General features: G+C 75.2%; 16 protein-coding genes and 4 tRNA genes. 12 read left to right on the forward strand and 8 right to left on the reverse strand.

What is annotated here, in order from left to right:
- Positions 1-29: 29 nt before the first annotated feature.
- Together ACGBYP_RS04370 and ACGBYP_RS04375 are read left to right on the forward strand one after the other, a co-directional pair.
- Positions 30-389, forward strand: coding sequence for a hypothetical protein (locus tag ACGBYP_RS04370; RefSeq protein ID WP_411582035.1), 360 nt, complete (start codon positions 30-32; stop codon positions 387-389).
- A gap of 97 nt (positions 390-486) precedes the next feature.
- Entirely contained in the window at positions 487-1,368 is an 882-nt protein-coding gene (locus ACGBYP_RS04375; protein WP_411582036.1) for a zinc-binding dehydrogenase, read from the forward strand.
- Here the strand turns inward: ACGBYP_RS04375 and ACGBYP_RS04380 are convergent.
- Positions 1,365-2,231, reverse strand: coding sequence for a class I SAM-dependent methyltransferase (locus ACGBYP_RS04380; protein WP_411582037.1), 867 nt, complete (start codon positions 2,229-2,231; stop codon positions 1,365-1,367). The genes ACGBYP_RS04375 and ACGBYP_RS04380 overlap by 4 nt on opposite strands.
- A gap of 220 nt (positions 2,232-2,451) precedes the next feature.
- Here ACGBYP_RS04380 and rpsA point away from each other — a divergent pair, with 220 nt between their 5' ends.
- Together rpsA and ACGBYP_RS04390 are read left to right on the forward strand one after the other, a co-directional pair.
- Positions 2,452-3,918: a 30S ribosomal protein S1 gene (gene rpsA / locus ACGBYP_RS04385; protein ID WP_411582038.1), complete on the forward strand. Its 1,467-nt coding sequence runs from the start codon at positions 2,452-2,454 to the stop codon at positions 3,916-3,918.
- Positions 3,919-3,948: 30 nt separating this feature from the next.
- Positions 3,949-4,638 carry a hypothetical protein gene (locus ACGBYP_RS04390; protein WP_411582039.1) on the forward strand — a complete coding sequence of 230 codons (690 nt, stop codon included), beginning with the start codon at positions 3,949-3,951 and terminating at the stop codon, positions 4,636-4,638.
- A 48-nt stretch (positions 4,639-4,686) separates the two neighbouring features.
- Here the strand turns inward: ACGBYP_RS04390 and ACGBYP_RS04395 are convergent, their stop codons facing one another.
- Positions 4,687-4,941, reverse strand: a complete 255-nt coding sequence (locus tag ACGBYP_RS04395; RefSeq protein WP_411582040.1) for a hypothetical protein — start codon at positions 4,939-4,941, stop codon at positions 4,687-4,689.
- A gap of 191 nt (positions 4,942-5,132) precedes the next feature.
- Here ACGBYP_RS04395 and coaE point away from each other — a divergent pair, with 191 nt between their 5' ends.
- Positions 5,133-5,729, forward strand: coding sequence for a dephospho-CoA kinase (gene coaE / locus ACGBYP_RS04400; RefSeq protein WP_411582041.1), 597 nt, complete (start codon positions 5,133-5,135; stop codon positions 5,727-5,729).
- Positions 5,730-5,835: 106 nt separating this feature from the next.
- Here coaE and ACGBYP_RS04405 read toward each other — a convergent pair.
- The 4 genes from ACGBYP_RS04405 to ACGBYP_RS04420 form a co-directional block, all read right to left on the reverse strand.
- A tRNA-Val gene (locus ACGBYP_RS04405) sits at positions 5,836-5,910 on the reverse strand.
- A gap of 55 nt (positions 5,911-5,965) precedes the next feature.
- Positions 5,966-6,036, reverse strand: a tRNA-Cys gene (locus ACGBYP_RS04410).
- A gap of 42 nt (positions 6,037-6,078) precedes the next feature.
- Positions 6,079-6,150, reverse strand: a tRNA-Gly gene (locus ACGBYP_RS04415).
- A gap of 132 nt (positions 6,151-6,282) precedes the next feature.
- Positions 6,283-6,720: an SsgA family sporulation/cell division regulator gene (locus tag ACGBYP_RS04420; protein ID WP_411582042.1), complete on the reverse strand. Its 438-nt coding sequence runs from the start codon at positions 6,718-6,720 to the stop codon at positions 6,283-6,285.
- Positions 6,721-6,945: 225 nt separating this feature from the next.
- On the opposite strand from ACGBYP_RS04420, the gene ACGBYP_RS04425 reads away from it, so the two are divergent.
- The 5 genes from ACGBYP_RS04425 (at position 6,946) to ACGBYP_RS04445 (ending at position 9,518) form a co-directional block, all read left to right on the forward strand.
- Entirely contained in the window at positions 6,946-7,572 is a 627-nt protein-coding gene (locus ACGBYP_RS04425; RefSeq protein WP_411582043.1) for a sigma-70 family RNA polymerase sigma factor, read from the forward strand.
- Complete coding sequence (locus ACGBYP_RS04430; RefSeq protein ID WP_411582044.1) at positions 7,569-8,453, forward strand: anti-sigma factor domain-containing protein; 885 nt, start codon at positions 7,569-7,571, stop codon at positions 8,451-8,453. The genes ACGBYP_RS04425 and ACGBYP_RS04430 overlap by 4 nt, the downstream gene beginning before the upstream one ends.
- Positions 8,454-8,512: 59 nt before the next feature.
- Complete coding sequence (locus tag ACGBYP_RS04435; RefSeq protein ID WP_411582045.1) at positions 8,513-8,932, forward strand: TIGR02611 family protein; 420 nt, start codon at positions 8,513-8,515, stop codon at positions 8,930-8,932.
- Between the two features lie 26 nt (positions 8,933-8,958).
- Positions 8,959-9,030, forward strand: a tRNA-Val gene (locus ACGBYP_RS04440).
- Positions 9,031-9,125: 95 nt separating this feature from the next.
- Positions 9,126-9,518 carry an HNH endonuclease gene (locus tag ACGBYP_RS04445; RefSeq protein WP_411582046.1) on the forward strand — a complete coding sequence of 131 codons (393 nt, stop codon included), beginning with the start codon at positions 9,126-9,128 and terminating at the stop codon, positions 9,516-9,518.
- A gap of 7 nt (positions 9,519-9,525) precedes the next feature.
- On the opposite strand, the gene ACGBYP_RS04450 is transcribed toward ACGBYP_RS04445, so the two are convergent.
- Positions 9,526-10,752, reverse strand: a complete 1,227-nt coding sequence (locus tag ACGBYP_RS04450) for an LLM class flavin-dependent oxidoreductase (RefSeq protein WP_411582047.1) — start codon at positions 10,750-10,752, stop codon at positions 9,526-9,528.
- A 90-nt stretch (positions 10,753-10,842) separates the two neighbouring features.
- Positions 10,843-10,950 (reverse strand): putative leader peptide, encoded by a 108-nt coding sequence (locus ACGBYP_RS04455; RefSeq protein ID WP_411582048.1) that lies wholly within the window; start codon positions 10,948-10,950, stop codon positions 10,843-10,845.
- A 71-nt stretch (positions 10,951-11,021) separates the two neighbouring features.
- Between ACGBYP_RS04455 and ACGBYP_RS04460 the strand changes: the two genes are divergently transcribed.
- Complete coding sequence (locus ACGBYP_RS04460) at positions 11,022-11,624, forward strand: MOSC N-terminal beta barrel domain-containing protein (protein ID WP_411582049.1); 603 nt, start codon at positions 11,022-11,024, stop codon at positions 11,622-11,624.
- Between the two features lie 8 nt (positions 11,625-11,632).
- Complete coding sequence (locus ACGBYP_RS04465; RefSeq protein WP_411582050.1) at positions 11,633-12,757, forward strand: CapA family protein; 1,125 nt, start codon at positions 11,633-11,635, stop codon at positions 12,755-12,757.
- The last annotated feature ends 47 nt before the right edge of the window (positions 12,758-12,804 follow it).

The raw sequence follows: 12,804 nt of genomic DNA on the forward strand, positions 1-12,804 counted from the left end.
CGGCCGACGAGCGCCAGCGAGGAGGACTCGTGAGCAAGTACCTGCTGGACAAGTTCCTGTTCACCGTCGACCGCGACCCGGAGCTCACCGAGCGCTACCGGGAGGACCCGGCCGGCACGGTGCGCTGGTGGGAGGCCGAGATGGCCAACACCCTGCTCAACTGCACCCCGGCCGAGCGGACGACGTGGCTGGCCTTCACCGACGAGGAACGGCGCGCGCTGGCCGAGCACGACCACGTGACGCTGTTCGGGATGGGCGCGCACCCGTTCCTCACCCTCACCCTGTTCATCGCGATGTTCGAGCGCGACCACGGGCCGCTGGAGTACCAGCGGGCCTACGGGAAGGCCATGGAGCACGTGACCATGCCCTACCCCGACATCAGCACCTGATCCGGTGCGCGCCGCCGTCCTGAGCTCGCCCGGGCAGCCGCCCGAGGTGACCGAGCACCCGCCACCGGAGTCGCAGCCGGGCCGGACCCTGGTCCGGGTGACGGCCGCCCCCGTCGTCCCGCTCGACCTGCTGTGCGCCTCCGGGACGTCGTACTTCGGCCGGCCCGCCGTCCCGTACGTGCCCGGGGTGCAGGGCGTCGGCGTGGTGGCCGACTCCACGGTGCACCCCGTGGGCGGGCGGGCGTTCGTCGCCACGGCCGCGGGGATGGCTCCCGGTGACGGCAGCCAGGCGCCGTGGTGCAGCGTCCCGGACGGCGACGTCGTCCTGCTGGCCGACGGCGACGGGGTGACCGACGCCGCGGTGGCCGCGATCGGGCTGTCCGGGGTGGCGGCGTGGATGGCGCTGACCTGGCGGGCGCAGCTGCGGCCGGGGGAGCGGGTGCTCGTGCTGGGCGCGGGCGGGGCGGTCGGTCAGGCGGCCGTCGGGGCGGCGCGGGCGCTGGGCGCGGGCCGGGTCGTCGCCGTGGCCCGGCCGGGGTCCTCGGCGGAACGGTCCCGGGCGGCCGGTGCCGACGTCGTCGTCGAGCTGGGCGCCGGCGTCGACGAGCTGGCCGCGCAGCTGACCGAGGCCTGCGGTGGCGCGGCCGACGTCGTCGTCGACCCGGTGTTCGGCCCGGTGGCCACCGCCGCGAGCCGGGCCCTCGCCCCGGGCGGGCGGCTGGTCAACCTGGGCAGCGCGGCCGGGGACACCGCGGAGCTGTCCTCCGCGGTCCTGCGCAGCCGCGGCGCCTCGGTGCTCGGCTACACGAACAACGCGCTCACCGCCGGGCAGCGGGCCGACGCGCTGCACGCCGTCCTCGCCGTCGCCGCGGCGGGGGAGCTGTCCGTCGCGCACGAGACGCTGCCGCTGGCCGACGTCCGGACGGCCTGGGAGCGCACCGCGGCCGGGTCGGGTGCCCGGTTGGTGCTGCTGCCCTAGGAGCGGGCCGGCAGGTCGCAGACCAGGACCAGCGTGCCGGGCACGAGCGCACCCCGCTCGGGGGACCACTGGCCCCAGGTCTCGGTGCGCCCCGGCGTCCACTCCGGCTCGACCAGGTCGGTGAGCACGAACCCCGCGCCCACCACCGCCCGCACCCAGTCGCCGACCGTCCGGTGGTGCTCGACGTAGACGGTGCGGCCGCGGTCGTCGGTCTCGACGTAGGGCGTGCGGTCGAAGTAGGAGGACACCACGCGCAGGTCGTCGGGGTCGGGGGAGTCCGGCATCGGCCAGCGCATGGGGTGGTTGACCGAGGCGACCAGCCGGCCACCGGGCACGAGCACCCGGGCCACCTCGGTGAGCACCGCGCGGGCGTCACTGACGAAGGGCAGCCCGCCGAAGGCCGAGCAGGCCAGGTCGACGCTGGCGTCGGCCAGCGGCAGGGCGCCCGCGTCGGCCTGCAGCAGCGGGACGTCGACGCCGGTGCTGCGGTTGAGCTCCGCGGCCCGGGCGAGCATGCCGCCGGAGACGTCCAGCGCCAGGGGGGAGGCCCCGGCCAGCCGCAGCCAGCGCGAGCAGGGCGCCGAACCGCAGCCGATCTCCAGCACCCGCCGGCCGGCGACGTCCCCGAGCAGGTGGGCGTCGGCCTCGCGCAGGCCCTCCGGGCACCAGAGGAAGTCGCTGTCGCCCAGGTCCGAGCCGTGCTCGGCCAGGTACGCGGGTGCTGCGGCGTCCCACCAGCCGCGGTTGGCGCGGGCGGACTCGGCCGGGCCGGTGGGGCGCCGGGTGACCCCGCCGGCGGCGGGGTAGCCGTCCTCGGCGAGGGGCAGGGAGGTCGCGGGCAGGCCGCCGGGGGTGGGGTCCATGGCCCGGCGATCGTGACACGCCGACGGCGTCGATCGCGGTCCGGACCCGGATGGACCCGTCCGCCGGAGGTACGTACCATGGAGGACCACGCCTGAGGTCTGTGGCGACGACCCCTGTCCGGGGTGCTCGGCACAGCCCTCTCCCGTGAACTTCCCCGCGTCCCACCTGGGCCGCGGGTGTCCTGTCCCTTCGCATCCCCCGTCCGGAGCACTCGACTTCATGACCTCCACCCAGGTCCGTCCCGACAGCACCCCCCAGGTCGCGGTGAACGACATCGGCACCGCCGAGGACTTCCTCGCCGCCATCGACCAGACCATCAAGTACTTCAACGACGGCGACATCGTCGAAGGCGTGATCGTCAAGGTCGACCGGGACGAGGTGCTGCTGGACATCGGCTACAAGACCGAGGGCGTCATCCCCTCGCGTGAGCTGTCCATCAAGCACGACGTCGACCCGACCGAGGTCGTCAAGGTCGGCGACGAGGTGGAAGCCCTCGTCCTCCAGAAGGAGGACAAGGAGGGCCGGCTGATCCTGTCCAAGAAGCGCGCGCAGTACGAGCGCGCCTGGGGCACGATCGAGGCCAAGAAGGAGGCCGACGAGGTCGTCACCGGCACCGTCATCGAGGTCGTCAAGGGCGGTCTCATCCTCGACATCGGCCTGCGCGGCTTCCTCCCCGCCTCGCTGGTCGAGATGCGTCGCGTCCGCGACCTGCAGCCCTACGTGGGCCGCGAGCTCGAGGCCAAGATCATCGAGCTCGACAAGAACCGCAACAACGTCGTCCTCTCCCGTCGCCAGTGGCTGGAGCAGACCCAGTCCGAGGTCCGCAGCGAGTTCCTCAACAAGCTCGCCAAGGGCCAGGTCCGCACGGGCGTCGTCTCCTCGATCGTCAACTTCGGTGCCTTCGTGGACCTGGGTGGCGTCGACGGCCTGGTGCACGTCTCCGAGCTGTCCTGGAAGCACATCGACCACCCGTCCGAGGTCGTCGAGGTCGGCCAGGAGGTCACCGTCGAGGTCCTCGACGTCGACCTGGACCGTGAGCGGGTCTCCCTGTCGCTGAAGGCGACGCAGGAGGACCCGTGGCGTCAGTTCGCCCGCACGCACCAGATCGGGCAGGTCGTCCCCGGCAAGGTCACCAAGCTGGTCCCCTTCGGTGCGTTCGTGCGCGTCGACGAGGGCATCGAGGGCCTGGTGCACATCTCCGAGCTGGCCGAGCGCCACGTGGAGATCCCGGAGCAGGTTGTGCAGGTCGGCGACGAGATCCTGGTCAAGGTCATCGACATCGACCTGGACCGCCGCCGCATCTCGCTGTCGCTCAAGCAGGCCAACGAGGGCGTCATCGGCGACGAGGAGCAGTTCGACCCCGCCGCCTACGGCATGTCCGCGTCCTACGACGAGCAGGGCAACTACATCTACCCGGAGGGCTTCGACCCGGAGACCGGCGAGTGGCTCGAGGGCTACGAGGCGGCTCGCGAGACCTGGGAGAAGCAGTACGCCGACGCCCAGGCCCGCTTCGAGGCGCACCGCAAGCAGATCGCCGAGGCCAAGGCGGCCGACGCCGAGGCAGCTGCCGGCGGCAGCTACTCCAGCGCCGCCGAGGCCGAGGACGAGACCACCTCGACCGGCGGCACCCTGGCCTCCGACGAGGCGCTGGCGGCCCTGCGGGCCAAGCTCGCCGGCGGCGAGTGACCTCGCGGCTGACCTGAGCAGCACATGACCGTGCGCCGTCCACCCACCCGGGTGGGCGGCGCACGGTCGTTCGTGGGGCTGGTGGGGTCGGTGGTGCTCGTGGGCTGCAGCAGCCCGGCGGCCGCGCCCGTGGCCACCCCGACCAGCAGCACCCCACCGCCGACGACGTCGGCCCCCGCCACGACGGCGGCGCCGGTCTACACGCTCCCCGACGGCTGTTCAGGGCTGCTGACGCTGCGGCAGATCGACGTCGCGCTCGGGACGCCGCTGCCGGGCCAGACGACGTTCACCGTCGGCACCGCGCAGCCCGAGATCGGCCGCACCGGTCGCATCACGTGTGGGTTCGGGGTCGTCCCGGCCACCGAGGACGCCGCCGCCGCCGATCCGCTGCTGCAGCTGTCTGTCTTCACCTACACCGACGAGCAGGCCGCCGCGGACCGGGTCGACGCGACGGTCGACGCGCAGCAGGCCCAGGGCGTCCGCTACGACCAGGCGGTGGTGCCCGGCGCCTCCGCCGTCCTGCTGAGCGGCCCCGACGAGACGACGCTCATCGCGACCCTCGGGTCCCGCACCTACTCGCTGTCCCTCGTGCCCGGCGTCCTCGACGCCACCGGCACGCAGACCGCACTGCAGTCGCTCATGGGCGACGTGCTCACCGCCGACGCACCGGCCCAGCCGGACACCTCGGCAACGCTGGGCCCGGCCTCACCGACCGGCTGATCCGCCCGCTGAGCGGCGTCTGGCGGCCCGGACGAGGACGCGCCCGGGTCAGAGGCTGAGGATGATCGCGAACGCGGTGCGCGGGCGGCCGCCGGCGTTGGCCAGGAAGGCCCAGGTGTGCCGGCCTGCGGAGACGCTGGGCACGAACGCCCGGAAGAACGCCGTCCCGCGCCGCGCCCGCGGGAGCTCCCGCACGCCGGGCAGGTCGGCGACCCGCAGCCCGGCGGGGTTCTCGATCCGGTGCCGGCCGCGGGGGAGGGTGCCGACAGCCGACGGTGTGCCAGTGCTCGTGGAACGGGACATGGTCGCTGCCTCTCTGCTGTGGCGGGGGAGGTCCACCGGGACGAAAGGTAAGTCCTGTGACGGGTGTGACTCGCGGACGACGCGCCGGACGCGACGCGCCGTGACCATCTCGATACGAAGGACCCCCGTGCCCCCACCACTCGCAGGTTCGTGGCGGGCCCCTGCGCGGGAGCCGGTCTAAGGTCCGCGGGGTGTTGAGGATCGGGTTGACCGGTGGGATCGGGTCGGGCAAGAGCACGGTGGCCGCGCTGCTGGCCGAGCGCGGGGCGCGGGTGGTCGACGCCGACCGGATCGCCCGCGCGGTGCTCGAACCCGGCACGCCGGGGCTCGCCGCCGTGGTCGGGGAGTTCGGCGACGGCGTGGTCGGCCCGGACGGTGCGCTGGACCGGGCCGCCCTGGCGGCGATCGTGTTCGGCGACCCGGCTGCCCGCGCCCGGCTGGACGGCATCGTGCACCCGCTGGTGCGCGCCCGGGCCGCTGAGCTCGTCGCTGCCGCCCCGGCGGACGCCGTCGTGGTCCAGGACGTGCCCCTGCTGGTGGAGACCGGTCAGGCGGGCGGCCACGACCTGGTGCTCGTCGTGGAGGCGGACCCCGACACCCGGGTGGAGCGGCTGGTGGGCCGGGGCCTGTCCGCCGACGACGCCCGGGCCCGGATGGCCAGTCAGGCGACCGACGAGCAGCGCCGGGCGGTGGCCGACGTGGTGCTGCGCAACGACGGCGACCGGGCCTCCCTCGCCGCCCAGGTCGACCGGTTCTGGGCCGAGTGGGTGACGCCGGCGGTCGGCTGACCAGCCGTGGCGAGGATCACGCCAGCGGTCCGACCGCCCGCACCGGGGGCGAGTGATGTGCCTGGAACAGCGAAAGGCCCCAGGTCGGTGACCTGGGGCCTTCTCGTGGTGGGCGATACTGGGATCGAACCAGTGACCTCTTCCGTGTCAGGGAAGCGCGCTACCGCTGCGCCAATCGCCCGTGCCGGTCTCGCGACCGGTCCCTCCTCCACGCCCGTGCTCCGTGGCGGAGACGGAGGTGGAGACGGGATTTGAACCCGTGTAGACGGCTTTGCAGGCCGTTGCCTCGCCTCTCGGCCACTCCACCGCACGCCGGGCACCGGTCCAGAGACCAGCGCCCGGGCTTCCGAGCGGATGACGGGATTCGAACCCGCGACCCTCACCTTGGCAAGGTGATGCTCTACCACTGAGCCACATCCGCAGTGCCCCGCTCTCGCGGTGCGTGGAGAACTCTAGCGGACCCTCTCCAGGGGGTTGAACCGGGGGGGTACCCGGGGTGTCCCGGAGGCTGTTCCTGCAGGTCAGCAGCGTGCGCGGACCTGCAGGAGCCGGGTCAGTGGCCCGAGGGGTCCGAGCCGCCCTGCAGGAGCGCCGACAGCTCGTCGTCCACCTGGAGCGCCTCGCTCTCGTGCCCGACGGCCACGAGCTGCTCGCTCTCGCGCAGGAAGTCGCCGACGACGGCGGCCGACAGCTCGAACAGCGCCTCGCCCGAGGGGGCGCGCAGCTGCAGGAACAGGACGTCGAGCCCGCCGCGGGCCGGCCACAGCCGCACGTCGCCCTCGCCGGCCGGGCTGGTGAGCCCGGCGCGCAGCAGGTCGCGGCTCAGCAGCCACTCCACGCCGCCGTCCTCGTCGGGGACGTCCTCGCCGAACGCCGGGCCCTGCAGGGCGACGTCGTCCGTGCCGCGGTCGAACTCGTCCTCGCCGCCGTCGCCGAACCGGACCCGCACCGCGAAGGGGTCCCGCGCGTCGTAGACCAGTGCCGCGGGCACGGCCGTCCACGACTGCGGACCGACCAGGTGGAGGGTGGTTCGTGCAGTGCAGCCAGACCTCGGGTAGCGCGCCATGCCCTGTAACGACCCAGAACCGGGCCCGGTCACGCATGCTCTCGGCGTGTCGCGCCTCTGGCGCCTCCTGAGTCACACCCGTCACACGTGTCGCCCGGCCGTCGGGGAGTGAACCGATACGGGGCCAGGCGACGAAGGCGTCGTGTGACCATGGGCCTCGTGACTCGACCTGCGCGCAGCACGGAGGACGGCGCCGCCGACCTCGAGCTGCTGCGCCGTGTCGCTGCCGGCGACCGGGGTGCCGTCGACGACCTCTACCAGCGCTTCCGCCGTCCGGCCTTCGCCCTGGCGCGCCGCGTGCTCGCCGACGACGTCCTGGCCGAGGACGTGCTGCAGGACGTGTTCGTCGGCATCTGGCGCGACCCGGGCGCCTTCGACGGCGCCCGCGGCAGCGTGGCCTCCTGGCTGCTGACGATGGTCCACCACAAGGCCGTCGACGCCGTGCGGCGCGAGGAGTCCCACCGCCGGCGCACGACCCGCGCCGAGGAGGACCTCGCCCTGTCCGCGCCCGTCCAGATCAGCGACGTCGAGGACGACGCGTGGGAGCGGATGGAGGCCGGCCGGGTGCGCGAGGCGCTGCGTGCCCTGCCCGAACCGCAGCGGGAGGCGCTGACGTTGGCCTACTACGGCGGCTACACCCAGCGGGAGGTGGCGGCCCTGACCGGCACACCGCTGGGCACGGTGAAGACCCGCATGCTCGCCGGGATGCGCCGGCTGAAGGACACGCTGGGCACCGGCGTCCCCGGTGCCACCCCGGCCGACGGAGGTCCCCGATGACCGCGCCCGGAGCGCAGCCCGGCCGCGACGACGAGCACCGGAGCTGGGACGAGCTCGCCGTGGGCTGGGCGCTGCACGCCCTCGAGCCCGAGGACGAGACGCTCTTCGCCGCCCACCTGCGCACGTGCGACCGCTGCGCGCAGACCGTCGCCGACACCGCCGGGGTGATGGCCGCCCTCGCCGGCGACCTGCCCCCGGCGGAGCCCTCCGACGCGCTGCGCGACCGGCTGCGTGCCGCCGTGGAGGAGACCGAGCAGGTCCGGCCGGCCGAGGTCCCCGAGCCGCCGGTCGCCCGCGCGCCGGTCGAGCGGCCCCGACCCGTCCCGCTGGGGGGCGCGAGCGCCTACGGCAACGTCCGTGCGCCGCTGCCCATCCGGGACGTCGACCCGCGGCCGGGCTGGCGGCGGGTGCTGCCGACCGCGCTGGTCGCCGCCGCCGTGGCCGCCGTCCTGGCGCTGGGGGCGTGGAACGTCGTGGTCACCAGCGACCGGGACGCCGCCCGCGCCGAGGCGGCCGAGCAGAGCCGCGTGATCGACCTGCTGTTGCAGCCCGGCCGGGCCGCGATCGCCCCGCTGACCGAGGAGGACGGTCAGCAGGTCGCCTCGGTGGTCGCCCGGGACGGGCAGGTGCAGGTGCTCGCCGAGGGGCTGCCGGTCAACGACGCGAGCGCCCGGACCTACGTCGTCTGGGGGATACGGGACGGTTCCCCGGTGGCCATCGGGACGTTCGACGTGGCCTCTCCTCAGATGGACCTGCGGACCGTACGCTCGGCGGCGACCGGGCTGGACGACTACTCCACGTATGCCATCAGCATCGAGCCCGGCCGGCAGGCTCCGACGACCCCGTCGGAGATCGTCGCGACCGGGCAGGTGACCAGCTGAGCGGACAGGACATCCGGACCGCACCGGGGGAGCACGTCCCCTCGGGACGGAGCCACGCGGTGCGCGCCGGGCACGAGAAGGACCGCAGCCTGCGCGAGCGCGTCGCCGAGACCGGCTGGCGCCGGCGGATCGCTGCCCGCAAGAGCGTCGAGGCGCCCTACCGGCTGGGCGTCGGCATCGTCGGCGGGCTGGTCGTGGCCGTGGGCGTCGTGGCGATCCCGCTGCCCGGCCCGGGCTGGCTCATCGTCTTCGCCGGCCTCTTCGTGCTGGCCACGGAGTTCCTGTGGGCCGAGCGGCTGCTCGCCTACGCCCGCCGTCAGGTGCAGGGCTGGACCGACTGGCTGGGCCGCCAGCCGGTCGCCGTCCGGGTCGCGGTGGCCCTGCTGACCGCGGCCTTCGTCTACGGCGTGGTCGTGCTGACCCTGCACCTGACGGGGGTGCCGGACTGGGTGCCGGGGTGGGTGCCGCTGTGGCACTGAGCGTCTGGCACAATCTTCCGCAGCACGGGCGATTGGCTCAGCGGTAGAGCGCTTCGTTCACACCGAAGAGGTCACTGGTTCGATCCCAGTATCGCCCACCGTGCGCGAGGGCCAGGTCCACCCGGGAACGGGTGACCTGGCCCTCGTCTCGTTCCCGTGCCGGGGAGCCCGGGCGGGCGCACCATGGACGGCGATGGCACTGGACCGCGCCGCCCGCCTGCGGGTCGCCGTCGACCGCGACGGGCCCACCTGCATCTGGTGCGCCCGCGCGTTCGGCGAGCACGTCGAGCCCAGCACCGAGCACGTCGTCCCGCGGGTGAAGGGCGGGCCCTCGTGGCTGGAGAACGAGGTGGCCGCCTGCCGCCGGTGCAACGCCGCCCGCGGCCACGTCGCGCCGGTGGAGTGGCTGGAGGAGTGCGAGCGCCGCGGCTGGCACCCCGACGAGCCGCGGCTGCTGCGGGTGCTCACCGCGCTGGACGGGGCGATCGCCGAGCGCGGCGGCCAGCGCCGCGCCCGGCCCTACCTCGACGCCCAGCTGCGCCGGCTGCGCCGCCGGGGTGGTCCGACGGGGCAGCGGGCCGGCTGAGGCCGGGTCACCGGCCGGTGAACGGGATCGAGGCCGGTGCCGGGCCTCCGGCCGGCGAGCCGGCCGGAGGCGTCCACAGACCGCGGCGCTGCAGCTGCGGCAGCACGCCCTCGCCGACCCAGTACGCCTCCTCCAGGTGCGGGTGGCCGGAGAGCACGAACTCGTCGATGCCCAGCGCGTGGTACTCGGCGATCCGGTCGGCGACCTCGGTGTGGCTGCCCACCAGGGCCGTGCCGGCGCCGCCGCGGACCAGGCCGACGCCGGCCCACAGGTTGGGGGAGACCTCGAGGTCGGCGGCGCGGGCGGTGCCGCCGGCGTGCAGCGCCCGCATGCGGCGCTGGCCCTCGGACTCGCTGCGGGCCAGGTTGGCCTGGACGCGGTCGACCATCCCCTGCGGGATGCCGGCCAGCAGGGTCTCCGCCTGGGCCCAGGCGGCGTCGGAGGTGTCCCGGGCGATGACGTGCAGCCGGATGCCGAAGCGCACGGTGCGCCCGCGGGCGGCCGCCAGGCCGCGGATCCACGCGATCTTCTCGGCCACCTGGGCCGGCGGCTCGCCCCAGGTCAGGTACACGTCGCAGTGCTCGGCGGCGACCTCGCCGGCCAGCGGGGAGGAGCCGCCGAAGTACACCGGCGGCACCGGGTCGGGCACCGTCTCGAGCCTCGCGCCCTCGACCTGCACGTGCTCGCCGACCAGGTCGACGGTCTCCCCGCGCCACAGCCCGCGCACCACCTGCAGGAACTCCCCGCACCGGCGGTACCGGTCGTCCTTGCCCAGGAAGTCGCCGTAGGCGCGCTGCTCGGCCGGCTCGCCGCCGGTGACGACGTTGAGCAGCAGCCGGCCACCGGAGTGCCGCTGGAAGGTGGCGGCCATCTGGGCGGCGAGGGTGGGCGACAGCAGCCCGGGCCGGAAGGCGACGAGGAACTCCAGCCGCTCGCTGGCGCCGGCGAGCATGGCCGTGGTCAGCCAGGCGTCCTCGCACCACAGCCCGGCCGGGGTCAGGGCGGCCTTGAAGCCCACGGTCTCGGCGGCGCGCACGACCTGGGTCAGGTAGCCCAGCGAGGCCGGGCGGGAGCCGCCCGCGGCGGTGGCGGCCATGCCGTGCCCACCGCCGACCAGTCCGCGGGAGTCGCCGTAGGTGGGCAGGAACCAGTGCGCGACCAGCGGCGGGCGGGCGGCGGCGTCGTCCGCGGCGATCGGGTCCACGGGGGAGGTGAGCGCAGGGGCTCCGGTCATGAGGGCTCCAGGGCGGACGGGACCGCTCGCCGGGGAGGCGGGCGGTCGGGGGAGAGGTGACCGACGGGCGGTCGGGAGGGGCGCGGGGCGTCAGCGCAGCGTGGTGCGGGGGCGCGGACACGCCGCGCTGCCCACCCGGAGCAGGTCGACGTGGCGCCGGCGGGTCAGCGCGCCGCCGGCGGTCCCTGCTCCCGTCACGGCGCAAGTGTCGCAAACCCGATCGACTTGGTGCAGATGGCCTGCGTGCCCCTGCCGGTAGCGTGCGGTCCGTGAGCGACGACGGGGGCACGGACGTGGCGGGCCGGCACGAGGCGGGTGGGGACGTCGTGGGTGTCGTCGAGCAGATCTCCGTCTACCCGGTGAAGTCCCTGGCCGGCCGCACGGTGGCCGCCGTCGAGGTCGAGGACGCCGGGCTGCGCGGGGACCGGGCGTACACGGTGGTGGACGCCGACTCCGGTGAGCGCGTCACGCTGAAGACCACCCCGCAGCTGCACGCGATCGTGCCCACCGGCGACACCGAGGCCGACACGACGACCGTCACCGGGGTCCTCGGCCGTCCGGTGCGGCTGGCGCCCTCCGCCGGCGGGCCGCAGGTCGATGCCGCGGCCGTCCACCTGGTGTCCCGGGAGGCCATCGACCGCGCGGCCGCCGGTGACGTCCCCGAGGGCTGCTCGGCCGACGACCCGCGGGCCAACCTGCTGCTGCACCTCACCGGCGCCGGGGACGAGCGCGGCTGGGTGGGCCGGCGGCTGCAGGTGGGGGCGGCCGAGCTCCAGGTCGTCCGCACCCCCAAGCACTGCCTGGGCGTCTACGCCGAGGTGCGCACCCCCGGCCGGGTCGCCGCCGGCGACGCCGTCCGGCTCCTGGGCTGACCCGGCCCGTGCGGGCCCGGAACCGCGTGGCGGGGCTGCTCACCGTCCTCAGCCTGGCCGGCTGCAGCAGCGAGCCGGCACCTCCCGACGCCGCTCCCGCCCCGTCGACCGCGGCCGGGCCGGCGACGTCGGCCGCGCTCCCGCCGCGGTCGTTCACGCTGGTGGCCACCGGCGACGTCCTGGTGCACCAGGGCCGCTCGCTGACCGAGGGGGCCCGGCAGCCCGACGGCTCCTACGACTTCGCCGCCGTGTTCGCCGGCGTCGCCCCGGTGGTGCAGGCCGCCGACCTCGCCGTCTGCCACCTGGAGACACCGGTCGCCCCGCCCGGCGGCCCGTACTCGGGGTACCCGGCCTTCGCCGTCCAGCCCGAGGTCGTCGACGCGCTCGCCGGCGCCGGGTACGACCTGTGCTCCACGGCCTCCAACCACTCCCTCGACGACGGCTTCGACGGACTGGTGCGCACGCTGGACACCCTCGACGCCGCGGGCATCGCGCACACCGGCACGTACCGCAGCCAGGCCGAGGCCGACACCCCGCGGGTGGTCGACGTCGCCGGCGTGCGGGTCGGGCACGTGGCCACGACGTTCTCGCTCAACGGCGTGCCGCTGCCGGCCGGTCGGCCCTTCGCCGTGGACACCTTCGCCGTGCCCGACGTCAGCGGCGTGCTGGCCGACGCGGCCGCCGCCCGGGCCGCCGGCGCCGAGGTGGTGGTGGCCAGCGTGCACTGCTGCGCCGAGTACGACCACGAGCCCACCGCCGGCCAGGTCGAGGCGGTGCGCACCCTGCTCGCCTCGCCCGACGTCGACCTGGTGCTCGGCCACCACGCGCACGTCGTCCAGCCCTTCGAGCGGGTCGAGGGGGAGTGGGTGGCCTACGGGCTGGGCAACGCGCTGGCCGAGCACGCGACCCGCGGTCACGACACCGAGGACTCGGTGATCGCCCGGTTCACCTTCACCGAGGGGCCCGACGGCCGGTTCGCCGTCAGCCGGGCCGAGGCGGTCCCGGTCCAGATCGAGCTGGGCGCCGACGCCGTCCGGCTGCTGCCCGCCGACCCGGCCACCGCCGGGCGGGTGGGCGCCGTGCTGGACGCCCGCGGCGCGGTCGCCGCCGGGCTGGGCGTCGTCCCCGGCTGACCCGCCCCGCCCCGGACGCGCACTAGTCTGCTCAGGGCCCGGTCGTC

Source organism: Modestobacter sp. SSW1-42 (genome assembly GCF_046635825.1).
GTDB lineage: Bacteria > Actinomycetota > Actinomycetes > Mycobacteriales > Geodermatophilaceae > Modestobacter.